The organism is Pseudoalteromonas sp. S1612, assembly GCF_005887175.1.
GTDB lineage: Bacteria > Pseudomonadota > Gammaproteobacteria > Enterobacterales > Alteromonadaceae > Pseudoalteromonas > Pseudoalteromonas undina.
The window spans coordinates 22,361-47,001 of the sequence record NZ_PNDH01000033.1 but is presented as its reverse complement, the minus strand read 5'-3'; the positions used below and the strand labels follow the sequence as shown (position 1 = coordinate 47,001).

At 40.5% G+C, this 24,641-nt stretch carries 17 protein-coding genes; 10 read left to right on the top strand and 7 right to left on the bottom strand.

Annotated features, from left to right (window positions below; all coding sequences use genetic code 11):
* Positions 1–73: 73 nt before the first annotated feature.
* From CWB78_RS12830 to ccoG, 4 genes are all read left to right on the top strand, one after another.
* Positions 74–628: a YceB family lipoprotein gene (locus CWB78_RS12830; protein WP_010392868.1), complete on the top strand. Its 555-nt coding sequence runs from the start codon at positions 74–76 to the stop codon at positions 626–628.
* A 64-nt stretch (positions 629–692) separates the two neighbouring features.
* Complete coding sequence (locus CWB78_RS12825) at positions 693–1,994, top strand: ABC1 kinase family protein (RefSeq protein WP_138595930.1); 1,302 nt, start codon at positions 693–695, stop codon at positions 1,992–1,994.
* A gap of 56 nt (positions 1,995–2,050) precedes the next feature.
* Positions 2,051–3,469 (top strand): sigma-54 interaction domain-containing protein, encoded by a 1,419-nt coding sequence (locus CWB78_RS12820; protein WP_138595928.1) that lies wholly within the window; start codon positions 2,051–2,053, stop codon positions 3,467–3,469.
* Between the two features lie 153 nt (positions 3,470–3,622).
* A complete protein-coding gene (gene ccoG, locus CWB78_RS12815; RefSeq protein WP_138595926.1) occupies positions 3,623–5,005 on the top strand; it encodes a cytochrome c oxidase accessory protein CcoG in 1,383 nt (460 codons plus the stop codon).
* 21 nt (positions 5,006–5,026) lie between these two features.
* Here the strand turns inward: ccoG and CWB78_RS12810 are convergent, their stop codons facing one another.
* Positions 5,027–5,443, bottom strand: a complete 417-nt coding sequence (locus CWB78_RS12810) for a hypothetical protein (RefSeq protein ID WP_138595924.1) — start codon at positions 5,441–5,443, stop codon at positions 5,027–5,029.
* 35 nt (positions 5,444–5,478) lie between these two features.
* A complete protein-coding gene (locus tag CWB78_RS12805) occupies positions 5,479–6,393 on the bottom strand; it encodes a M14 family metallopeptidase (protein WP_138595922.1) in 915 nt (304 codons plus the stop codon).
* A 611-nt stretch (positions 6,394–7,004) separates the two neighbouring features.
* Here CWB78_RS12805 and CWB78_RS12800 point away from each other — a divergent pair.
* The gene (locus tag CWB78_RS12800) at positions 7,005–9,908 is read left to right on the top strand and encodes a TonB-dependent receptor plug domain-containing protein (RefSeq protein ID WP_138595920.1); all 2,904 of its coding nucleotides are present in this window, start codon (positions 7,005–7,007) and stop codon (positions 9,906–9,908) included.
* Between the two features lie 322 nt (positions 9,909–10,230).
* Here the strand turns inward: CWB78_RS12800 and CWB78_RS12795 are convergent, their stop codons facing one another.
* Entirely contained in the window at positions 10,231–10,758 is a 528-nt protein-coding gene (locus CWB78_RS12795) for a helix-turn-helix transcriptional regulator (RefSeq protein ID WP_075169428.1), read from the bottom strand.
* Positions 10,759–10,952: 194 nt separating this feature from the next.
* Between CWB78_RS12795 and CWB78_RS12790 the strand changes: the two genes are divergently transcribed.
* The 3 genes from CWB78_RS12790 to CWB78_RS12780 are packed head-to-tail and all read left to right on the top strand — an operon-like array spanning position 10,953 to position 15,363.
* Positions 10,953–11,993, top strand: coding sequence for an efflux RND transporter periplasmic adaptor subunit (locus CWB78_RS12790; protein WP_249930462.1), 1,041 nt, complete (start codon positions 10,953–10,955; stop codon positions 11,991–11,993).
* Positions 11,994–15,065 carry an efflux RND transporter permease subunit gene (locus CWB78_RS12785; protein ID WP_138595916.1) on the top strand — a complete coding sequence of 1,024 codons (3,072 nt, stop codon included), beginning with the start codon at positions 11,994–11,996 and terminating at the stop codon, positions 15,063–15,065.
* The gene (locus CWB78_RS12780) at positions 15,058–15,363 is read left to right on the top strand and encodes a DUF3240 family protein (RefSeq protein ID WP_010392847.1); all 306 of its coding nucleotides are present in this window, start codon (positions 15,058–15,060) and stop codon (positions 15,361–15,363) included. Before CWB78_RS12785 ends, CWB78_RS12780 begins: the two co-directional genes overlap by 8 nt.
* A gap of 50 nt (positions 15,364–15,413) precedes the next feature.
* Here the strand turns inward: CWB78_RS12780 and iadA are convergent, their stop codons facing one another.
* The 3 genes from iadA to CWB78_RS12765 all read right to left on the bottom strand — a co-directional run bounded on the left by iadA (position 15,414) and on the right by CWB78_RS12765 (position 21,065).
* Positions 15,414–16,580 carry a beta-aspartyl-peptidase gene (iadA, locus tag CWB78_RS12775; protein ID WP_138595914.1) on the bottom strand — a complete coding sequence of 389 codons (1,167 nt, stop codon included), beginning with the start codon at positions 16,578–16,580 and terminating at the stop codon, positions 15,414–15,416.
* A 12-nt stretch (positions 16,581–16,592) separates the two neighbouring features.
* On the bottom strand, positions 16,593–17,996 hold the full coding sequence (gene yfcC / locus CWB78_RS12770; RefSeq protein ID WP_138595912.1) for a putative basic amino acid antiporter YfcC: 1,404 nt from the start codon (positions 17,994–17,996) through the stop codon (positions 16,593–16,595).
* A 141-nt stretch (positions 17,997–18,137) separates the two neighbouring features.
* Positions 18,138–21,065 (bottom strand): TonB-dependent receptor domain-containing protein, encoded by a 2,928-nt coding sequence (locus CWB78_RS12765; protein ID WP_138595910.1) that lies wholly within the window; start codon positions 21,063–21,065, stop codon positions 18,138–18,140.
* A gap of 353 nt (positions 21,066–21,418) precedes the next feature.
* Here CWB78_RS12765 and CWB78_RS12760 point away from each other — a divergent pair, with 353 nt between their 5' ends.
* On the top strand, positions 21,419–23,131 hold the full coding sequence (locus CWB78_RS12760) for a cyanophycinase (protein ID WP_138595908.1): 1,713 nt from the start codon (positions 21,419–21,421) through the stop codon (positions 23,129–23,131).
* A 112-nt stretch (positions 23,132–23,243) separates the two neighbouring features.
* On the top strand, positions 23,244–23,795 hold the full coding sequence (locus CWB78_RS12755) for a flavodoxin family protein (RefSeq protein ID WP_131690813.1): 552 nt from the start codon (positions 23,244–23,246) through the stop codon (positions 23,793–23,795).
* 47 nt (positions 23,796–23,842) lie between these two features.
* On the opposite strand, the gene CWB78_RS12750 is transcribed toward CWB78_RS12755, so the two are convergent.
* A complete protein-coding gene (locus CWB78_RS12750; protein WP_054200650.1) occupies positions 23,843–24,439 on the bottom strand; it encodes a hypothetical protein in 597 nt (198 codons plus the stop codon).
* Between the last annotated feature and the right edge of the window lie 202 nt (positions 24,440–24,641).

Below are 24,641 nucleotides of genomic sequence, written 5' to 3'. Positions count from 1 at the left end.
AAAAAAACCGCTATTAAAGCGGTTTTTTATTATGGCTACTTACTGCCAATACGATTAATGAATAGGGTTTTGTATGAAAATTTTTGTTTTTATTTCACTATTATTTTTAACTGCCTGTAACAGCACTCAGGGTATTTCGGTTTATTCATTTACAAATTCAGAGGTTGAGTCGTTACTAAATAAAGAGTTACCTAAACTAAGTGAAAAAGTTAGCCTGATGGGCTTACCTGTGCAGTTTGATGTGAATGATTTAAGCGTTAATATTGGTCCCGACAACAGTGATTATGTTTTATTAGGTGCTGATTCGAGCGCCGAAATTAATGCCTTTGCATTAAAATACCCTGTGCGTTTAAAGTTACAAATACAAGGCACGCCTTTTTATGATAGCGAGAAAAAAGCCGTATTTTTACGTAATGTTAAGTTACGCGATTCAAGTATTGATGCCGGGGGTTTTAAAGGTAATTTAGAAGTGCTGGATAATGAGGCGATGGATGTCATGAATGCATTTTTAGCGGTTAACCCTGTTTATAAGTTAAATATGAACGACCCTAAAATGGCACTGTTAAGTAATTTACCCTTAGATTTAAAAGTAGTCGAAGGCGCGATTAAGCTAGTGCCTCGGTTATAATTTAGATCCAACAAGCGTAATAAAACGTACTAATTGACCTTATTATTAATAGATTAGGTTAATTATGGCTAATGAGCGACCCGTTCCCACCTCTCGACTTTCACGATTTGCAAAGTTAGGCTCATTGGCCACCGGCGTTGCCACAAATATGTTAGTGGGCGGTACCAAAAGTGCGCTTAGTGGTAAAGGTTGGGATAATAAGAGCTTATTACTCCAGCCGAAAAATATTGAAAACTTAGCCACTCAGCTATCGCACCTTCGCGGTGCGGCAATGAAGCTAGGGCAACTGCTTTCAATGGATGCTGGCGACTTATTAACTCCCGAGCTTGCTCAGTTACTGTCTTTGTTGCGTGCCGATGCCAACCCAATGCCACATAAGCAATTAGTGAGCGTGCTAAAAGAGCAATGGGGGGATGACTGGTTATCGCGTTTTTCTCATATTGAGTTGAGGCCTTTTGCAGCTGCATCAATTGGGCAGGTCCATTTGGCTTATAAAGAAAATGGTGCTCAATTAGCGGTTAAAATTCAATACCCAGGTATTGCAAAAAGTGTAGTGAGCGATGTGGATAATGTGATCACTTTACTTACCTTATCGCGATTATTGCCCAAAGAATTGGATATAAAACTCTTAGTTGAAGAAGCGAAAGCGCAGTTACTAGCTGAGGCTGATTACACCCTAGAAGCACAGTATTTAGCACGCTATAAAAACTTATTATCGACTAACCCCCACTTTAAAGTGCCTAATGTGTATGTAGAGCACAGCACTGCGCAGGTACTTACAATGGAGTATGTTGATGCCAAACCTATAGAAGGCATTTGTGATCTATCCGCTGCTGAGCGAAGTCATGTTGCAGAGCAACTAATTGATTTGTTTTTTAAAGAAATGTTTGAGTTTAAGTTAGTTCAAACCGACCCTAACTTTGCTAATTACCATTACCAACCAGAATCACAAAAAATTGTGTTATTTGATTTTGGTGCCACCCGAGAAATTACGGCTACCCTTAGTGATGCTTATTTAGCCCTGTTTAAAGCTGGCAGTGATAATGATCGTGAAGGTGTGCTCAATGCTGCCACTGCTATTGGCTATTTTAAAGACGCTCTAAAAGATGACTATAAAGAAAGAGTAATTGATTTATTTTTAATGGCTTGCGAGCCACTTCGCTATAATGGCGAGTTTGATTTTAAAAATAGTGAGCTTGCTAGCAACATCAAAGATGCCGGATTACAGTTAAGCGCACAGTCGCAGCAGTGGCATACTCCACCTGTGGATGCATTGTTTATTCATCGTAAATTAGCCGGCTTATATTTAATTGCAGCGCGCTTAGAAGCCAAAATAGATGTTAAGGCGTTATTTAGTCATTATTAGGTGTTAAAGCAGGAGAAAATTGGCATAATGATCGCGATATTTCGCGAGGTTGTATTATGATAAAAAACTTTTTAAACGATCCTACCTTATTGCTTAATGCGGTGGGTGAGGGCATATACGGATTTGATTTATCCGGCAATGCGGTATTTGTAAACCCAGCTGCAGAGCGAATGACTGGGTGGACGGCCGATGAATTATTAGGAAAGAAAATACATCAATATCATCATCATAGTCATGCCGATGGCACTCCTTACCCTGCCGATGAGTGCCAAATTTATTGCACTATGTTTGATGGCAAACGCCGCGAAGTAAAAAACGAAGTATTTTGGCGCAAAGATGGCAGTGCCTTTGCTGTTGAGTATACCTCCACTCCCGTTTATAAAAATAACCAGCTTATTGGTGCTGTAGCAGTATTTCGCGATATATCAGCACAACAGCAAACGCAAACTCAGTTGCACGAAGCGTTAGCTCAAGTAAAGCACCTAAGCGAGCAGCTAAAAGATGAGAATGATTACCTTATTGCCGAGCTTAATGAGGATTGGCAAGATTCAGGACTAGTTGGCCACAGCGCTGTATTCCAACGCATGTTAGATCAAATACAGTTAGTGAGTGAAACCGATAGCACCGTACTCATTCTTGGTGAAAATGGCACTGGCAAAGAGTTGGTAGCGCGTAACTTACACCGTCTCAGTAAACGCAACGAACAAGCATTTATAAAAGTAAATTGTGCGGCATTCACTCCAAGTTTATTAGAGTCAGAACTTTTTGGGCATGAAAGGGGCTCATTTACTGGCGCTAACGAGCGTCGTAAAGGACGTTTTGAACTTGCCGATCACGGCACCTTATTTTTAGATGAAGTCGCAGAGCTGCCGTTAGAGTCCCAAAGTAAGCTATTGAGGGTATTACAAGAGCGTGAATTTGAACGCGTTGGCGGTAGTCAAACCCTAAAGGTTGATATTCGTATCATTGCTGCAACCAACCATAACCTGTGGGAAATGGTACAAGCAGGGCAGTTTAGAATGGACTTATATTACCGTTTAAATGTGTTTCCTATTCATGTGCCAGCACTTAAAGAGCGAAAAGAAGACATTCCGTACTTGTGTCAAAACTTAATTGCGCAAATAAATAAGCGCTTAGGTAAACAGTTACAAGGGTTAAGTAAAAAAGCGGTCAGGCAATTACAAGCCTATGACTGGCCAGGTAACATCAGAGAGCTGCAAAATGTACTTGAACGGGAAGCTATTTTATCTAAACACTCTACATTACAGTTAAGTCAGTCGCTTAAAGCGGGCGATGATAATGTAATGAACCCAACGCTTACACTTGATGAAGCACAAAAACAGCATATAAGCAGCGTATTAGCACTATGTAATTGGAAAATTGCAGGCGAACAAGGCGCGGCAAGTAAGTTGGGCTTACCAGAGAGTACCTTACGCTCAAAAATGCAGAAACTCGGGCTTCGCCGCAACAGTTAATTCGTGATATATCGCGATAATCGCTAAATATCGCGATATTATAGTTCGGTTTTATTTTTAAAGTCATTTAATATCAATACTTTAGTTTAACTTTCAGTGTGGTCTGAAAGTTGCAAATACTTGTTTAATACCCGTCACTATGAAGTAAGTAGCATGAAGTTTGATATTAAAGAAGAAGACATGATCATAAAGCCCTATAAAGAAGAGGGGCCAATTTATATACGCGAGCAAAAAGGTTTTTTTCAACGTATACGGCGCAATTTAGGCTGGTTGTTAATGCTGAGTTTTATTGCCATTCCGTGGGTTCAATATAACGGCCAGCAAGCGGTTTTATTGGATGTGGCCACCCAAAAATTTACTATTTTTGGCCTTACCTTGCTCCCTCAAGACTTTATGATTTTAGCCATGTTGTTTATGGTGGGTGCGTTTGCCCTATTTTTTGTTACCAACTGGCTTGGCAGAGTATGGTGTGGTTATACCTGCCCACAAACCATTTGGATGTTAATGTTTTCTTGGGTTGAGCAACGTATAGAGGGTACGCGTAACCAGCGTATTAAGCTTGATAAAAGCCCGTGGGATATTACCAAATGGCGAAAAAAAATCACTAAGCACAGTGCTTGGCTGGTTATTTCGATACTCACGGCGACCTCATTTTTAGCGTATTTTATCCCCGCTAAAACCTTGTATCTCGAAATGTTAAATTTAGAGTGGTCTGGGATCACCAGTTTTTGGGTATTTTTATTTGCGTTTTGTACATATGGAAATGCGGGCTTTTTACGTGAAAAAATGTGTACTGTGGCGTGTCCGTATTCGCGCTTTCAATCGGTGATGTTTGATAAAGATACGCTGGTGGTTACTTACGATAGCGAACGGGGTGAAAATCGCGGCCCACGTAAACGCAAAGCTGATCCTAAAGCGCTTAATTTAGGTGATTGCGTAGACTGTAACTTATGTGTGGAAGTATGCCCTGCAGGGATTGATATTCGCAATGGCTTGCAATATGAATGTATTAACTGTGGTTTATGTATTGACGCTTGTGACGACACCATGGATAAGTTTGGCTACGAAAAAGGCTTAATTAAATACGCCAGTGAAAAGCAAATGGCAGGGCAAAAAACGAATCCATTTAGGCTTAAACTTGTAGGCTATGGGGCGTTAACTGCGCTATTAATTTTATCTATGTTTGCATGGATGTTACAACGTACCCCTATAGAAGCCTCAGTACTTAGAGATAGAAACGCATTGTACCGGGTAAATTACGAAGGCTTAGTTGAAAATCCTTACACGCTCACTATTATCAATAAAACTCAGCAACCGCTGCATTATTCAATTTCAATTAGCGGTTTAGAGGGGGCTACATTGCAAAGCCCAAATGCTATATTAGTAGAGCCTGGGCTGATGAAAAGTGTGCCGGTAACGGTGACTGCAGACGGCTACGATTTAGCACGCAAAGTGAGCAAGCTGAGTTTTGTGATTACTTCGCAAGAGGATCCTGCAATTACTATTACCAAAGACAGCCAGTTTTATAAAAATTAATAAAGTATGAGTCCTAGCCAGTTAACAACCTGACTCGGCTAGGGCTAGCTGCTTAATTACAAATTTTTTGGCGCTTTGCAAATCATCAAACAAGCATTCTTGTAAATGAGCATCACGACCAGAGCTGTGCATAATCCGCTGCAATTGCCTTATAGCAATAGGCGAGGTGAGGACAAACGCACTGATCAAACAGTTATTAATCCCCATTGTTTGGCTTACATCTATCATGTTTTTTTCAGCATCGGGGGTAGCAGCGATCACTTCGGGAGAGTGGCTAATATAACCCCAAGGCAAGTGCTTAAACGGTTCAATGGTATTTAATAAAGCGGCTTTAAAATGATTTAATAACTGAGGGTTTAAGTTACCTTTAAACTGCCCAATAACTATATTACCTTCAACGCGCAAGCTATAACTGCCGTAGTTATTTTCAAATTTCAATAGCCGCTCCTTTTACTTATTATCTACTGCATTGGTCACTTATTAATAATGTAGTCTAAGGCACCTGAAATTGCAGCAACTTGCGCTAATATACACTCTTCAGGGTTAGCCGTTGCACTGTCTGGATACACTTCAGTGGTGGTGACATACGCAGCTTCAGAAAATCCCATACATAAGCCTAAATCACGCCCTGCATAATTAATTACCCCAAATTGTGTTTGTGGAACGCCAATTAACTGCTGGTTTTCATCACTAGGTGCAATATGCGTTACTTTTTCAACGTGTTCAATAATTGCTTTTTGAAAAGCGGGTTCAGGTTTGTTGCTATCAGCCACTAAATAAAAGCCATCTGGAATATTCCAATTGGTGTTTACTTTGCCTTCGCGTGCTGCAAGTGCAGGTCTAAATTCACTGTTATCCGAATCTGTTGTTTCATGTAAATCGATATGCGCGATTAAATCAGTATTTAAAGATTGCACATAGTTCATCACTGCCGTTGATTCTTGTGCTGGGCTGCCCTGATAAAAAGAGCGATTAGGGTCGACCGCATCAGGGTTCCAACGATTAATTGTTTCATAGCCCCATGGGCTAATACAGGGGGTAATTACAATATTAAAGTGCTCAGCGTACTTATTTGCCAATGTTTTAGCGAATCTTAAAGCGCCATGAACACCACTGGTTTCGTAGCCATGTACGCCGCCAGTAATTAAAACTGTGGCTTTGTTTGTATCAAAATTAGTGGTTTTTAACGCGTACAAAGGGTAGCTACCTGCGGCATAATTAAGCTCACCGTATTGCTGTACTTCTAGAGTGCTTTTAAGTTCATCAATTAATGTTACGACTTCTTGTTGATAGCTTCGCTTGATACTTTGGCATGCCAGCCAATGCGCTTTATCCTCGTGATTCCATTGCTTGCCGGGTGTGCCAATAGGATAAGTAGAGTGAGTCATGTAAAATCCGATTTATTAAAATATTGCAGCAACTATACCTAAATTGCTAAAAAATACGAGTGCAAGTATCAAACTCGATTTTGCTATAAACGAAGTTGTTAACGAAGAAACGCCCGGTTAAAAAGTGCGCGTATCGAGGTTTAATTAACCAGTAAAAGTAGACTCTTTAAATAAAGTTCCCTAAAAAAAACCAAGCGCACAAAAAGTGCACACCAAATTTTGAGCATTCTTAACATAATCGATCAAAAATAAAGCTTTTATATTTATTTAACATTATCAAAAGGTTAATTGGGGTTGTTTTTTTTGGTGTTATTTACGCTAATACTTAATTCGTAAATCTAAATTTACATAAAAAGTCATTTTAAATAAGTGGCTTACCAGTAATTATTCATAACAAAAACATAAAAAACTAATTTTTAACATCTGATACATTCTTGAAGGGTGAGACTCAGCTTTATTCCTGTGTTAAAAAATACTGATAAATTACATTTAGTTACATTGTAAGGCATATATTTAACGTTCATGTAAATAATGGCTTAGCAAAAGTAACTTTTTCTCAGGCTAACTAGCAGAGATCACAAACTAAGTCACTCTGTAAAAAGAAAGGTGTTATGTTGAAAAAAATAAATCTTATCGCAGCAGCAGTTAATACAGTACTTGTAACAGGTGCTATTGGCGCATCGAGTGCATTCGCTCAGTCAACAGCAGATGCTAAACCAGTTGAACGCATTCAAGTGACTGGTTCAAAAATCAAGCGCTTTAACCTAACCTCGCCAACGCCTGTGACTGTGATCAGCGGTGTTGAGATGGAAAACCAAGGTATTACTAACGTTAATGATTTGCTTGCAGAAATGCCACAAGCGACGGTTGGCCTATCACCAGAAACAACGACTAACACTATTTATGCGTCAGGTCTTAACACAACCGATCTTCGTGGTTTGGGATCAGAGCGTACATTAGTGCTTGTTAATGGCCGTCGCTTTGTGCCTGGTTCTGTGGGTGACACTGCAGTTGATTTAAACAACATTCCTACCACAATGATTGAGCGTATCGAGATTGCTACAGGTGGTGCTGCAGCCGTTTACGGTGCAGATGCTGTAGCTGGTGTTGTAAATATCATTACTAAAAAATCAATGGATGGGATTGAACTTGATGTTTCTACTGTACGTCCAGAGCAAAGTGGCGGCGAGCAAAACAACTTCTCAATTACAGGTGGTATGGAAGGCGATAAACTCTCTTTTATTGCTTCATTTAATTACACAGAAAACAAAAGCTATGGCAAGCTGAGCCGTGATTTTTACCGTAACCCTGTGAACTCATTCGCAAACCCTGCAAATACAAGTGGTGACGACGGTATCCCTTCACGTGTTGTTTTAGGCCAACCAACTGGCCTTGCTTACTACTCAGAAGGTGGTGACTTTTTTACCAAAGACGCCTTTGCTGATAACGGCTATGACAATCACCACTACACTTTTGATGCAAATGGTAACCTAAAACCGTTTGACTATGGTTTAGGTCGTATTCCAAACCCAGGTGTTGGGCGAGACGCTACAAGCTACTTCCAAGATGGTCAAAATCAAGGCGATGGTGTTTTTGGCCACGGCTATAAAGATTACTTTCAAACGCCACTAGAGCGTATAATTGCTTCAGCGTATGGTACTTATGAACTTAATGACGACCATGCACTTACTTTTGACTTTACTTATTCAAAAACTGATGCAACGACAGAGAGCTCTCCAGCCTTCTTCCGCCATACAATACGTCGCGACAATGCATTTATAAAAAGCGATATGGCTAAAGTAATGGACGACAATGGGCTGACATCAGTCACACTTCGCCAAGCTAACGAAAACTTATGGGGCGATCGTGCATATAACCAAGAGCGTGAAGTATTCCGTACTTCAATAGGCGCTGAAGGTATCTTAAACGATGACTGGGGCTACTCTGCTTACGCGCAATTTGGTCGCATTGAGCAAGATACTCTTTGGACTGGCGAAGTATTAACGCAAAACTTGGCTAACTCTATTGATGCCGTTGAATACCAAGGCAATGTAGTATGTGCTAAGCGTAATGCAGACGGCGAAGTTATTGGGGCTATCTCTGGTTGTACACCGTTTAACACAATGGGCGCGACTTCGGCAACACAAGCACAGTTAGACTATATAGCGACTGATGCAATGCGCTTTGCACAACACGATCAAGCCGTGTTTGCTGTTACTGTAGATGGCGCCTTATTTGAGCTACCTGCCGGTTATGTTGCAGCTGCATTTACCGCTGAGCACCGCCGTGAGTCAGCAACTATTACACCGTCTGAAAATATGCAAAAAGGCTTAATTTTTGGTAATTCAAGCCTTCCGATGGATGGTGAGATTGATGTAAATGAGCTCTCAGCTGAAATTTCAATTCCATTATTAGAAGAAACCTTCCTAACAACGGATTTAACCCTTGAAACAGCATTTCGTTACATGGATTACTCGGTAACGGGTGAAGATAATGCCTGGAAATTAGCCCTAAACTGGGGTGTAACTGATGAGTTACGTATACGCTTAAACCGTTCTAAATCAGTACGCGCTCCCAACCTAGGGGATTTATTCACGCCTAACTCAAAAACGTTTAGCTCAGGTCGCGCGGATGTGTGTAGAGCTGACTCTATCGCTGAATCAGGCAGTAAATATAAAGATAATGTAATCAAAAACTGCCAAGCAGCAGGGCTTCCTGAAGGCTGGATGCCATCAGATGAATGGCTTTCAGGTGGTAGCTTACCAGGCTATGTTCAAGGTAACCAAACACTTGAAAATGAAACATCTAACGATTATACCATTGGCTTAATTTATACACCTGAGTTCGTGGAAGGGCTAGATATAACGCTTGATTACTGGTCATTCGAAGTAGAAGGCGCTATTGAATACTTTGGCCGTAACAGCGTTGAGCTTTGTTATGAATCGTCATCTTTAGATAATCCTTTCTGCAGTAACGTTGTGCGTAATAAAGAAACGGGTGAAATTGAAAACTTCTTTACTCGTCCTATAAATGCCGCTGTTATTAACAAAAAAGGCGTAGATGTTGAATCTGCATACCGCACTGAGTTGTTCTCTGGTGACTTAGCATTGAAACTAACAGCAACTTACCTAATAGAGGACAACAATAACTCTACAGGCCGTGCTGAAGATTTTAGAACTGATGTAGGCGAAATAGCTTCACCTCGTTGGAAGGGCCGTTTTAATGCCGTTTATTCTCATGATGACTCAGCGTATGTGCTAACCATGAACTATCGTCATGCAACTGTTAATGATAACGACTGGACCATTGAAGACAACAACTACAATGATATCCCGTCTTACACAACATTTGATTTCATGTACAAAACTTATCTAATGGATGAGCTACAGTTACGTGTTGGTGTTAACAATATATTTGACCGTGAACCACCACGTAACCCGTTCACTTACGACGATGGAGAATTTTTCGATGTTAAAGGACGCCGCCTATCTTTAGGTGCAAAATATACTTTTTAATTTAAGCGTATAATACTAAAAACGCCTTAGTTTATTAAGCTAAGGCGTTTTTTTATAGGTAAAAGTAACTTTCTAAAACGAGTATTGTTAAAAACTGCGTTATTATTAGTCTAAATCAGATTGAGGCTTTGCTGTAATTGGGCCCATTTTTATTAAAAACATAATCGTTTCTGTAACGATATAATTAACTACTAATACAACGTAATTACTATTTTCTAAAATATGGCCTTGAGCTTTAAAGTCCTGAGTCATAATGGCGAAATTTAGCTGCCACTTTAATGCTGACTAAAATAGCGCACAAGTATATGCGATAGTCAATGCATTAGTTAATGGCTGAGCTTGAATGCGCATAGTGTCTTTGCTGCATAAAGTCTTCCAAAAACCATGCGGCAAACTCATGTCTGCCCTCTACATCCGCTTTACTATATATATCTGAAGCTTGTTGGCGTACTGTTTTTTCTTTAGTGCTTCTTAGCGCGCTAATTTCTTTAAAGCTAAGTCCTTTGAGTAATAGCATAGCTACTTCCTGCTCGCTACGAGTGAGTGTCCACTGAGAAAATTGAGTTTGTATAACACCACTGTATTGATGGCGCGCGTCTTTCATTTCCTGCGATATATTGTTTAGCTGAGTCACAGAGTTGTTTAACTCGCGCTTGAGGTTATTAATTTTTTTGGTTCGTGCGTTAATATCTTTAATTAAATACAGAGCACCTAAGCCAGAAATAACCACAATTAAACTCTCAGTAAAAATATGCCACTGCGGCACTCCTAATTTTAAATCCATGATCACGTCAAAAAAATTTAACACCATGATCATCAATAGTGTTGCTGCAATTATTTTATCTCTCATTAAAGTCTCTATTATCAGTAAGTTAAATTTACAATGGACATATGTACTGTGATACAAAAATTAAGGTTTATTGGCATGTTAAGGCGTATGCCTGATGCGATAACCCCGTAAAAAGGGCATGGTTATTCTATAAAATTAATCACATGCGGACAAACCAAATGCAGTTAAATTATACAAAAATACGATGTAATTTTGTGCAACACTCTAACGCGTTATTATTTATTGCTGTGCTGACCTGTTTAACTATTAGCCGTGTGTCAGCCGCGCAAACGCTTGCTCCCATTCCTACTAGCGAGTTAAATGGATTTGATACTCAGTTTGCCAATATTCACGCCACCGATTTTATTAACGCTCAAAGTGTAATGGGGAAAGTGAGTTATAAGCCGGGTGTAAATTACACGGTATTGTTTGCATTTGATGTCGCGCAAATTAATTATTTGTACGCTAACGGTAGTCATGTAAAAAAAGGCGCTATTGTGGCAACTGTTCAAGGCAGTGATGTTCAGCACTTTTTAGACACTTATCAATCAGCAAAAGACATGCTTAATGTAGCTAGGAGCCATTATGATATAAACAAGGTGCACCTTAAAAATAAAATTATTAGGAGCTCTGAGTGGGTCACTATTACGCAAAGTTACTATGCAGCTAAATTGAGCTTTGAGCATTTAAATCACCAAATGCGCTATTTGCAGGTTGATGAGCAAGAAAACGTGAGCTTGATCAGCCCAAAAACAGGGATATTACAATTTCCTACTCAAGCGGCAAATCGCATGTTAGGTGAACGAGCATTCGACATCCTCGACCCTAACAGTATTGAGGTTAAGTTTACTGTTCCTATTAGCTTGGGCAAAGGAGTGTCTTATTTTAGGGTTTCTGATCAATGCCAACTCACTATTAAAAGCGTAGACAGTATTGCTAATAAGTACCATCAAACTATTTGGGCATCACCAGGCTCTGCACAATGTAACTTAACTATAGGGCAGAGTATTAAAGCGGTTCCGGTTAAAAAAATAACGGGTTACAGCGTTGCCAAATCGGCACTATTTGAGTTTGAAAATACCAATTATATTGCCATTAAAGCTGACGAACATCTTGAGTTTGTGCCTGTACAGTTAATTGGTTCACGTAATCAAGATTTTATTTTTAGCGCCAATATCCCCTTAAATAACCGACAAGTATTAATTAGCTCAGTAAGTGCTTTGCAGGGAATGCTGTTGCATTTAGGGAGAGAATAAATGTTAAACCTGCTTATAAAGTTTTCATTAACACAGCGATTATTTGTCAGTATTTTTGCCATTATTGCTATGGTTATAGGAGCTCGCTCGTGGTTGAGTATTCCGGTGGATGCATTTCCTGAAATATCGCCTACCCAAGTAAAAATTGTTTATAAATTACCGGGTATGAACGCCCTTGAAATTGAATCCCAAGTAACGCGCATTATTGAAACCGAACTACTGGGCATTCCTGCTCAGCAAATGTTGCGCTCTACCACCAAGTATTCGATTACTGATATTACCATTGACTTTAAACAAGGTACTGACATTTACTGGGCGCGCCAACAGGTAAACGAGCGGCTGTTAAATATTTTACCTAGCTTACCTGCCAATATTAGTGGTGGTATGGCACCAATGAGTACGCCGCTGTCTGAAGTGTTTATGTTTACCATAGAAAGCCCTAACTTATCGCTGATTGAAAAAAGAGAGTTACTTGATTGGCAAATACGGCCATTACTAAGAACCGTGAGTGGCGTAGCCGATGTAAATAGCTTAGGCGGGTATGCAAAAACGTTTGCTATCGCCCCCAACAACTTATTAATGCAGCAACATCAAGTTAGCTTTTTACAACTGCGAGAGGCGATAGTGCAAACCAATCAAAATGGTGGCATAGGACGCTTAGAAAAAGGCAACGATACGTTAATTTTGCGTACTGAGGGTAAATATAGCGATTTAGAGGCCATCAAAAATACAGTCGTTAAATCAACACAAAATAAAGTGATCCGCTTAAGCGATGTGGCCAATGTTGATGTCGGAAGTTTAACTCGTTATGGAGCAGTGACTAAAAATAGCGAAGAAGCTGTTCAAGGGCTAATTATTGCGCTTAAAAATAGTAACACAGCGCAAGTGGTGACAGAGGTAAAAAGTAAACTGCGCCAAATCGAAGCCTCACTGCCGCAAGGTACCAGCATAAACGTGTTTTACGATCGTTCTAATCTTATTAACACCGCAATTAGCACAATTACCGGCGCATTAGGCCAAGCTATCATTTTAGTAATTGTATTATTGGCGTTGTTTTTAGGGGATATTCGCTCCTCTTTAGTGGTGTCGTTATCATTACCTATGTCGGCGCTGTTAACTTTCATTATGATGAAACAGTTTAATTTATCAGCCAATCTAATGAGCTTAGGGGGCTTAGTGATAGCAATTGGTATGCTGGTGGATTCATCGGTTGTGATTGTTGAAAATATTTTAAATCGGCTGGCTAATAATCAACATTTACCTAGGCTACATGTTATTTATCGCGCCTGTAAAGAGGTTGCTGCACCGGTTTTTTCAGGCACTATCATTATTATTATTGTATTTTCACCACTGTTAATGCTCACCGGGCTTGAGGGGAAATTATTTACCCCTGTAGCGCTCACTATCGTATTTGCTATGTTAAGTGCGCTATTGTTATCGCTTACAGTTATTCCTATTTTAGCCTCGCTATTGTTGAAAAATGAACCCGTAAAACAGCCTAAAATGGTGACGTTGTTACAAGGTTTTTATAGTAAAACCCTTGCTGAGGCGATTAAAAAGCCACTGCTAATAAGTGTTAGTTCAATAATGGTACTGATCCTCAGTGGCGTATTATTTCAGGGACTTGGTAAAAGCTTTATGCCAGTGCTAGATGAAGGCGACATTATTGTTCAGCTTGAAAAATCTCCCAGTATTTCACTACAGGCTTCCCTTGATATAGACAAGCAAATTGAAGCCACCTTATTAAAAAACACTCCTGAAATAGTGCAAATTGTCGCGCGTACTGGATCGGATGAACTGGGGCTTGATCCTATGGGATTAAACGAAACCGATGTGTTTATGGAGTTGGCACCAAAAGAGCAATGGCGCTTTGCTACAAAAGCGCAACTAATAGAGCATATTCGCCAAACGCTTGCGCAATTTCCAGGTGTTAATATTGGCTTTACTCAACCTATTCAAATGCGTGTATCAGAAATGCTAACGGGTGGCACTGGCGATATTTCAATTAAAGTGTTTGGTAACGACATTGCAACCTTGTCATCGCTTGCAGAAAAAATCACTGCGCTTGCAAATCGTATTGAGGGGGCAAGTGATGTGCAAATGGCGCTTATTGAAGGGGGCAAATACGTTAATATTAAGCTTAACCCTGAGGTTGCGAGTCAATTTGGTTTAACAACGCAAACATTAAGTGAGTATTTAAAGTCTCAGCTTGAAGGATTACAGGTGTCTACGCTGCAAGAGGGTAACCGTGTTATTCCTATTGTATTTAATAGTGCCACAGCTAAAAACCAATTAGTGGATTTATCTTCTATTCAAGCGCTAAAAAGTAGCCTTATTTTAATGCCAGATAATAGCTTAATGCCGCTTGAAGACGTTGCTAGTATTGGTTTTAAAACAGGGCCATTGTTAATAGAGCGCGAAAAGGCTAAGCGCTTTGCCTCAGTTAGCGTCAACGTAGATAACCGTGATGTGGTGAGTTACGTGAATGAACTTAAAGCTAAAATTAGCAGTAATATAAAGTTACCCAGTGGATTTACTTTATCTTTTGGTGGCGAGTTTGAAAGTCAGCAACGCGCAACGCAAAATTTATTAGTACTCATTCCTGTGGCGTTAATATTAATATTTATTATTTTATTTACTACCTTTAAATCGCTATCTAAATCAATGCTGATTATTGCCAATATCCCGTTTGCGCTGATGGGCGGGGTGATTGCTTTGTATATTAGTAATGAATATTTATCGGTGCCTGCATCGGTAGGGTTTGTTGCCCTATTGGGGGTAGCCGTACTTAATGCGATTGTGATGATCAGCTATTTTGAACAAACTAAAATGTTTGCTGCAAATGTAACGCAGTGCATTTTAGATGGTGCTAGTAGGCGGCTACGCCCTGTATTAATGACCGCGACAACCGCTATGTTTGGTTTATTGCCGTTGGTGTTTGCAACAGGTCCAGGGGCTGAAATACAAAAGCCATTAGCTATCGTAGTTATTGGCGGGTTAATTACCTCCACTATTACAACACTTTATTTATTACCTATCTTTTATGGTTGGTTGGAGAAGAAACATGGCTGAACAGTTACTTTTTACCCTAAATGCACCCACAAATATAAAAGATGACGTAGTTGATATATTAATAGGCATAGACTGTATAACCGGCTTTAACTTAAAAAAAATTCAAGGCTATAGCAAAGAGCACAGCGAGTTTGATATTGCCGAGCAAGTAGAAGGGCATCGCAGTTTTTATCAATTTGAGGTGCATATTTTATTATCAGAACTTGCCATAGTAAAAACGGCGCTAAGTCCTGTTTGTAAGTACACGCCGTTAAAATATTGGGTGACCCCAATTTATGAAAGTGGGCACTTAGGATAACTCAGTATCTAGCATTTTATGCTGCTGAGCATTCTCAGCAGCATTGCGTGTTACTCGAACACTCCTTTTATGACTGCATGGGTGTTTTGCACCATTAAAGTGCCGTTAGCCCATACATACTCAGGGGTTAGGGTCTTTTTATCGAGAAGGACAACATCCGCGTCGCTTGTTGCTTTAAGACGGCCTTTATCAAGTCCTAAAATATCGGCAGGGTTACTTGTTATGCTCATTAAAGCGTGCTCTATAGGGACGTTGTATTCTTTGACTGCTTGCTGAAACGAACTCAGTAGTGATGCCTCTTTGCCCACCTCAAGCCCTAATAAATTAAAGTCTTTATCAAAAATAGGTAAACTAGCATGGCCATCTGAGCTCATAGTGAGTTTATTTGGTGCTACGCCTTGTTCTAAGCAGTAGGCAAGGGCATGGGCTGCTGCATATTCACCATGGGCTAAATCGTAGTCGGTGGTGCTGGTGGTAAAGTCGATAGTACCGCCTTGATCACAAAAGTGAATACCGGCATCAAGAAGTGCTTTATTGCGGTTCATATGCGTAGGATAAAACTGTTTAAGCTTAATATCACTTTGCTGAGCCACCTGATGCAAAATACTCAAGTGACTATCGACAGGGCCGACATGAATACTCACGGTGCCTTTTTTACCACTGAGCATACCGGCTACTTTGGCCTCGGCTGCCAATTCTGCTAATTGCTGGACCGTAGGTTGGCTACTGCGATGATCAGAAATAGCCACTTCGCCAACACCTATAAACTCCTCTATATACATGATGTCGTCAGTGATTGAGTGAGTAAGAGTTTTAGCGGGTAAATGATACGAACCGGTATGGCAAAATACATTCAGCCCTTGCTCTTTTAGGCCTTTTGCTTTGGCAACCAAATTGGTAAGCGTACGTGAGCTTGAGTCGGTACCCAGTGCGCCCACCACTGTGGTAGTGCCCGATAGGGTTGCATCGGTTAGGTTCATTTCAGGGGTGCGGCTGGCAAATCCAGCTTCGCCACCGCCACCGGTAATATGCACTAACGAGTCAACAAACCCCGGCGTAACAAGCTTATTTTTACCGTCAATTCGTTTGACGAGTACACTGCTGTCGAGGATTATATTTTCGTCAATAGCAATGATTTTACCACCGCCAATTAAAACATCTTGTGTGCCTAGGTAGGTAGGTGCATAAACGTTTGCACCTTGAATTAAAGTTAACATAACAAATTCTTTTTATTGATAATTAATAAAGTAAGCAAGAAATATAAAGCCGCTTGCTAATACAAAAAGTGCTAGAGCAAAGCGCCAAATAAACGCAGCCCATTCTCCCCAATCTAATTTCACCACACCTAAACAACCAATTAAACTAGCTGAGGTGGGAATTAAAATGTTGGTTAATCCATCACCTAATTGAAAGGCCAATACTACAATTTGCCTTGATACATTGAGCAAATCGCCAAGTGGAGACATCAGCGGCATAGTGATGGCAGCTTGGCCTGAACCCGATGAAACAAAAAAGTTAAATACACTTTGAAACACCAGCATTCCCCAAGCTGCAATGTAATCTGGCACACTGGCTATGCTGCTTGCACAGTAATAAAGCAGGGTGTTGAGGGTCGAGGGAGTGGTTAAATCACTACCCCCTAATAGTAATACAATGCCTTTAGCCAGTGCGACTAATAACGCCGCTGGCAATAATTCTTGTGCACCGTGTTTAAACGCATCCGCGCACTCATTCGCGGTTAGCTTTTTAAACACGATGGCAATTATTGCACTGATAAGGCCAATACAAAAAAACTGTGCAGCAAGCTCAGGAATATAATATTGGCGCGCCATCACCCCCCATACGATCCAAGCTATGCCCAATACAAACACTAATAATGTGAGTGCATCGGCTAGGCTGAGTTTAATCGTTGGCTGATCACCCGTTTTTTGGGGTTGTGTTTTTATCCGTTTTGCATAGCGCATAGTAAACACAAGGCCTACAAGGGTAAAACAAGCCCACGCTAACATACGAAAGCCCGCACCAGAAAATACTGGGGTTTCAGCTATCGATTGCGCTATAGCAATGCTAAAAGGGTTCATCCATGAGGTGGCAAAGCCTATTTGCGTGGCCACGTAAGTTGTAAGTACCGTGACTTTAGCGTCGTAGCCAAGTTGTTGCATAATAGGGAGCAGCACAATACAAAATGCAATAGCCTCTTCGCCCATACCAAATACCGCGCCGCCTAACGAAAATAGTAAAAACAGTAAGGGAATAAACAGCCATTCAACCCGCTTGGTTTTATTAATAAGTGCCATAATGCCGTTATTAATCGCGCCGGTTTTCATAATAATGCCAAAGGCACCGCCAGTGATTAAAATAAACGCCATTACGCCAATAGCTGCACCATATTTATCACCCGACACTAAGCCTTCAAACAATACATTTGCTAAACCAATGTCGCCACCTTGTGCAAAAACAGGTGGTGATTGTTGGTCGTTAACGGCTTGATATTGTGAAAGCTGCACAGTGTGGCTACCAGATTCTGCATTAAATACCCCAGGGGTAATAAATACCGTGGCCATATAGGCAACCACTGCCACACACAGCAAAATGATGCTTGCATCTGGCATAGAAAATTGTTTTTGTTTCATAATTTCACTTTAATAAAAGGTCATTGTGTTGATGCGTAAATAAACGCTTAAACGTACTTTAGCACTTAATAGGCAGTGTCACTGTAGCCATGACCAGTAATAAAAGGAAGGCCGCAAAGCGTTTGCTTTGCGGCTAAGTGGTTAAAAACGGTAGCTAATACTTAATTTATAATTAGCACCTAGGGCATTATGATTAATTGAATCAAAGCCACGGCTTGAGCCATAAAGAGTGGCTGGCTGTTTATCAAAAATATTATTGATGCGCGCGCGCAAAGTCAGCGATTTATTAACATAAAAACCCGCTGATAAATCCCAAACGAGCCAGTCATCAACCTGATGCTCACCTTTTGAGTCTAATACGCCAAGCGAATCTAGCTCATCAATTTCACGACCACGCAGGCCTTCTATATCATCTTCGTAGCTGCTGGTGTAGTTTGCACCTAAGTTAAGGTAGTAATTTTGCGCTTCCCAATCTATTGACATACGCGCAATATTTTCAGGATAACGATAAGTTCCTACCAACTTCTCTAACGAGTCAGACCCCGGTTTATTACGTTCAAACTCAAGGTAATGAGTGCCGTCAAACGCAAAGGTCAAATCGCCGCTTGGTAAAACAAACCTATGGTCAAACTTAAAGTCTATGCCTGCTAATGTTTGTGACCCAGTGTTTTCAAGTGGGATAGCATGATCGCGAAACAACGGTAAAAATAGCTCGTCATCACGTGGGTTAAATTCATCTATATAACTGCTTAAAATTTCAGTTAAATTAGCGCCGTCTTGCTCTATGTTTAAACCACTGGTGTCGGTGACATCACATAATGCTTCATCGTACGATATGCCTTGCTCGCCCGGTGGGACAATGCCACAGTGACGAAGTGACGCATCAGTTATAGCGCGGTCGAGCACTGCGGTCATGTTGGTATCGATTACTTCTTCATGATCAAACTGCCAATAATCAAGGGTTAAATTAGTATTAGCCGATGGACTCCATGCAAAGCCAACACTAATAGCCTCAGATTCTTCTGCATTTAGATTAGGGTTACCTAACTCTAACGAATTAACACTCACTTGGGTGCCATCACCCATACAGTATAAATCGGCTACAGCTTGGTTGGCACCACAGTCAAAAGTAGATTGCGTGGTTCTTAATTTAACGCCAGCTTGAGTTAATGATGGTGCTCTAAACGAGGTTGACCATGAACCACGAACAACTAACGAATCAGTCGGGCGATAGCTCAAACCTATTTTAGGATTAAAGGTGCCACCAAAATCATCGTAATGATCGTATCGACCCGCTGCTTGTAGCTCTATTTGCTCACTCAGTGAAATACTTAATTCAGCAAACGCTGCATATTGAGTGCGATCGGCTTCTGATAAACTAGAGCCAAAGCCAAATACATCAACAAGATAGTCTTTATCTGCTTGAGCTTGTGAATCAAGCGAAGGAATGTCGCTTAGCTCTTCACGGCGTGCTTCTATCCCAAATGAGGCATAGGCTGGTAGATCGTTAAAGGTAAATAGTTCACCATTAAAGTTAGCATCCCAGCCGTAAACAGTACTTTCTCCACTGCGTGTTGGGCGAGCTTGCGCTGTTGCCAAAACGGCATCATTAGCGGCGTCGCCTTGAAGGAAAGGGTTGTAAAAAGGTAGCAACTCCCCAGATGCACAATTTAAGTCAGTACCGTCATAACTTGCCAGCGTACCGTCTGAACATAGCTCGCCTGTAATCGCGCCATGGAACTTGTAGCGATTATAAACCCCTGCAATCGCTTCTTGCTCTGAACGTGAGCGAGAAAGAGTAACACCAGATTCCCAACCCCAATCACCAATTTCACCACTTAGACTGCTTACCAAGCGAAAGTTTTTCGTTTCTACTTCCACCGTTCTTGGGGCATTAAAGCGCGCATCAAACGCAAAGCCATATACTTCTCGGCCACTTTGAGTATCAAATGGGTCAATATAAAGTTGATCCATTAAATCATTACTACCATCGGCATTATCGTAAATAAATAAGGCGTCTTCTAAAACATACGGGCCGTCGTCGTCATTAATTTGGTTAATAGGTGAGGGCGATGAATACGCTTTTGCCTTGGTCTGGCTGTAAAAAAAGTCAGTATGCCATTGTAGACCACCAAGCTCACTATTAAACATAAAGCCGGTTGAAAGGCTTTCAAATGGCGTTTCTAGATAATCATCTTGATTTGGGTAGTAAGCACAAATTTGTTCATCTAATTCAGTGGTAACTAATTCGGTTTTGCAGTTTGGTGATGGAAGTTCGTTACCATCTCGACTGCTGAAATAATAAATATTAGGTGAGTTCTCCAGCTTAGGTAAATAGGAGTAACCATTCACTAAAGAGGGAGAGGCCGTGTAATTACGATCGGTCGCTTTAAAAGCGTTACGGTCATATATATCAGCAAATACTGTTAAATTACTTTCGCCTATTTTTGTACCATACACTAAGTTTAATTGTTTTTTACTTTCATCATGCTGCTCAAAGCTATCGGCAAACGAAGTATTGATTTCAGCCCCTTCAAAATCATCTTTTAAAATATAGTTAATAACACCTGCTACAGCATCAGCACCATAAACGGCTGATGCACCGGTGGCTAAAATATCAATACGTTCAATGGCCGCAAGTGGAATAGAATTAACATCTACAAAGTTTTCAGTGCCTGCAGCAAATGAGCTAGGCGCAACTCTTCGCCCATTTATTAATGTAAGCGTTGCTGATGGCCCCATGCCTCTTAAGCTCGCTGCTGATTGACCCGCTGGTGTTGAGGTAGACGTACCGCCACTTTCAGAGGTTGAAAATGTGCCACTTCCGCCTTTAAAAACAGATAAATCTTTGAGTAATTCATGAATAGTATTAGCGCCAGAGCGTTTGATTGCATCTTGGTCTAGCACGGTTAGTGGAATAGTGCCTTCCAGATCAACGCCTTTTAAGCGAGATCCTGTTACTTCTACTCGTTCAATGTTGGTATTAGTTTGAGTTTCTTGTGCATACACACAAGTGACAGGGCTCAGTAAAGCGCTTACTGTGGCCGCAATAGTTAGTTGACGAAACATTGTAGTACCTTTTGTCTTTTTTAAGCGCGCAGAAATAGGTTTAATATTTCTTAAGGCTTTAATTATTATGGTTTTTTAGACAGGGCAATGGTGAAATGACACGCTGAGCCCCTCACAGAAATTAGTGAGGTGGTGGGCTACTCGTCAAACCACTCCGAAAGGTAGTGTGGTGAGTAGAAATATGTTGTAAGCAGTGTTGCTTTTTTAAACATAATTCTCGTTCCAAAAAGGTTTTTGACAAAGCTAGCAAATGGGTGCTAGCTTACTCGCGTTTTAAAGTTCCTTTTTTTTATAGCAAGTGAGAGACGCTCTCGCAAGTTATTTCTTATAATTTTTTACATGAGTGTAACATAATGGAACGAATATATTTACCAAAAAAGCGACTAGTTAAATCGCGAACAATAACCGCTTTTTACTCAATTTTAATTGCTTTTTCGCTGCAGTTAAACGCAAAAGAGCCTAGTCAAACTCTCGTGTTAGTGGGGGGGGCTCTCACAACATGTGCCAGTTTAAGCCCTAAAAACTGTGAAAAAAATACTCAAATTTCGGGTAAAACGCATAATGTATTTGCGCTCTCTCACACTAAAATTAGCCAAATAAAGCAACAATGGCCCAGTAAAAATAGCCAAGCTAAAAATAACACTATTAAAAATTTAGCAACAATGCAGGCTAAGTCATCGCCCACATTATCGAAAAAAGAACTGTTATGGTTGTGGCGCGATATTGATAGCAAACAGCTCAATAGTTTATCGGATCAAGAATACAATTTTGTAATAGATATGCTTGAAGTAGCGCAAATCCAAAGCGACAACAAGCGACTAAAAGAGCAGGTAAATACTGCGCTTAATAGCGAATCGGCGGCGACAGAGATTTTGCAGTTTATATCGGGTAGTTTAAAAGTTAATAACTCCAACCCGAGTATACTGGCCATTACCGCCTCAAGTAGAGACCCTTATGAATCTGCTGATTTTTACGAAGGATTACTAAGCTTCCCTAATGTAAATTCGCAATGGCTTGCATTAACCCCTGCGCTTGCTAAAGCAATAACCACCAATAAGTGTGATGATTTAACCACGCTTAGGCACTCAGAAATGGGGCTATATCAACGCGAGCATATTTACCCTGATCGTACCCAAGCAGAATATAAACTGTGTAAAAAAGGCACCGACGCTTTAGTAGAGCTAATCAATAATAGCACCGGTATTATGTTTAATGGCGGCGATCAAAGCTTAACCCGAAAAGTATTATTTGATGAAAATAATCAGCCTTACCCTTGGACAAAAGCATTACAGTCTCGCCCTGTTGTTGTTGGAACAAGTGCAGGTACCGCGGTGCAAAGTGGTGGGCAAGCCCACGCCGGGAATGTGGTGATGATCACCAATGGCACTAGCTTGTCGGCATTGAAAGAAGGCGCACAAGCCATTGATGCCCCAAGTGAACGCTCAAACAGCGATAGTTTAACTTACAACCGCTTTGGGGGTTTAGGCACATTTAGTTACGGTGTACTCGATACACACTTTAGCGAGCGAAACCGTACATTAAGACTAGGCACTTTGCTCGACGACTTAAACGCAAACAAAGCTCAGCCGACATTCGGTTTTGGTGTAGACGAAACCACAGCCTTAGTGGTGATTAAATCTGAAGCTGGCAATTTAATGACCGTAATTGGTAAAAATGGTGTGGTGATGGTTAAATCAACAGAGCAAGCTCAGGCTGAAACTAAAACTAAAACTAAAACCTACAGTTACTCTTACTGGCCTGTGGGCAGTGTGATTGATATTAAAAATAACGATTTTACCTTAAGTCAGCGCAGTATTAGCCAAGCATTGCCAGCAATTAAAATACCGCCTTTACCAGTTCAGCGTTTTGGCAGCATTTTAACGCAGGCCAAATTACGCTCTTTAACGCAAGCCATGTGCCTTAGCCAAGAACAAACGGCTGTTGGCCAGCAAGATGAGTTTATTATTAGTTTATCTACCACGCCTGAGTCGGCATATCATCGTATTAGTGCTGCGCAGTATGGCTGTGCGGTGAGTAATTTAGAAATTGCAGTGAGTACCTTTTAATTTAATGCCACGCAAGCTAATTTAATTAAACACGCTGCTTAGTTGATTTTAGATTAAGCGGCCATACTATAGTTACAAGCGTGTTTATTAAATCACAACAAAAGGAAGGTTCATGAGTAAAGTAGCGGTTATTTATTTTTCGGGATATGGCCATACCAAAAAAGTGGCTGAATTTGTAGCTGATGGAGCAAACGCTCAGCTTATTGCAATCGATGAGAATGGCGACATAAAAGACACCGATTGGGATGCATTAAACAATGCAGACGCCATTATTTTTGGTGCACCTACCTATATGGGCTCATATCCTTGGCAGTTTAAAAAGTTTGTTGATGCTACCTCTAAAGTTTGGTTTACCATGGGGTGGAAAGACAAAGTATTTGGCGGGTTTACCAATAGCGGCAGCCTAAATGGCGACAAACAAGTCACCCTAATTAGTATGCAAACGTTGGCTTCGCAACATGGTGGAATTTGGGTAAGTCTGGGGTTACCACCGGCCAATAAGTTGGAATCAACTCGTCAAGATATCAATAACTTAGGAGGTTCGGTTGGTGTATTAGTGCAATCACCTACTGATGCAGATGAATCTGCTATTCCATCAGGCGATTTAGAAACGGCTCGTTTATACGGCGAACGTGTAGCTGATGTGGCCAAACGCTTAAAGTAAAAGTCACTCGATAAAATAAGTTAAAAAAGCCACATTGTGTGGCTTTTTTAGTTTGATAATTCTAATTTTTGTTGTTTGTGCTCTAGCTGGTATAAGCTTGAAAATTGACGTTTATGAACTTCAAATAAATACGCTCTTAGCTGCTCTTTACCATGGTGAATGTGTTTAATTTTTGCTGCTATGCCACACTTACTCTGCCTAACCGGCTCTATATCTAATGATATCGCCGCTTCGTTGGGTAAAATAAATTGCATATTCTGCAACTCATCAAGCTCACTGTGTACTGATGTGGGTTTTAAAAATATTCCTGTGCTAGATATAGATTCAATGCAAAAACCTTGGCTTTGGATATTTAATTCGCTCAACCGCCAGCTGCGCTGAATACCTTTAGTGTCAATTACTTCGGGGGCTTCTAATACGGTACTGAAATGGCCTAATTCATCGGTTTTAAATTGAAGTGGGAACCATAGTTGGTAGTGGGCTACTTCTGCTAATAAGGTTAATTTAGCTTGACCAAGTAAATGCGCAATACCATCTGGTATTGATGCTTGTACTGTTAACTTTGTTTCATTGATTAATGCACTACTTTGACTAGGTTCAAATAAGCCAGATAAAAAGTTAATTTCTTCGTCAGACAAATCCATGTATTTTCCTTAATACCTAAATTGTGGATTCTATTCCTCACAAGGTTACTGCCCAATGAATGAACAGTTTATTATTTTGTAAGCTCCGCATAGCGCGGCTAAATTTTTATACAATTAAAAATTTCAACCTTCCTGATTGAAATTTTAAATGTTTGATTTTAATTAGTTTTGTTTATTTTTAAACTCAGTGAGTTAAATAGTT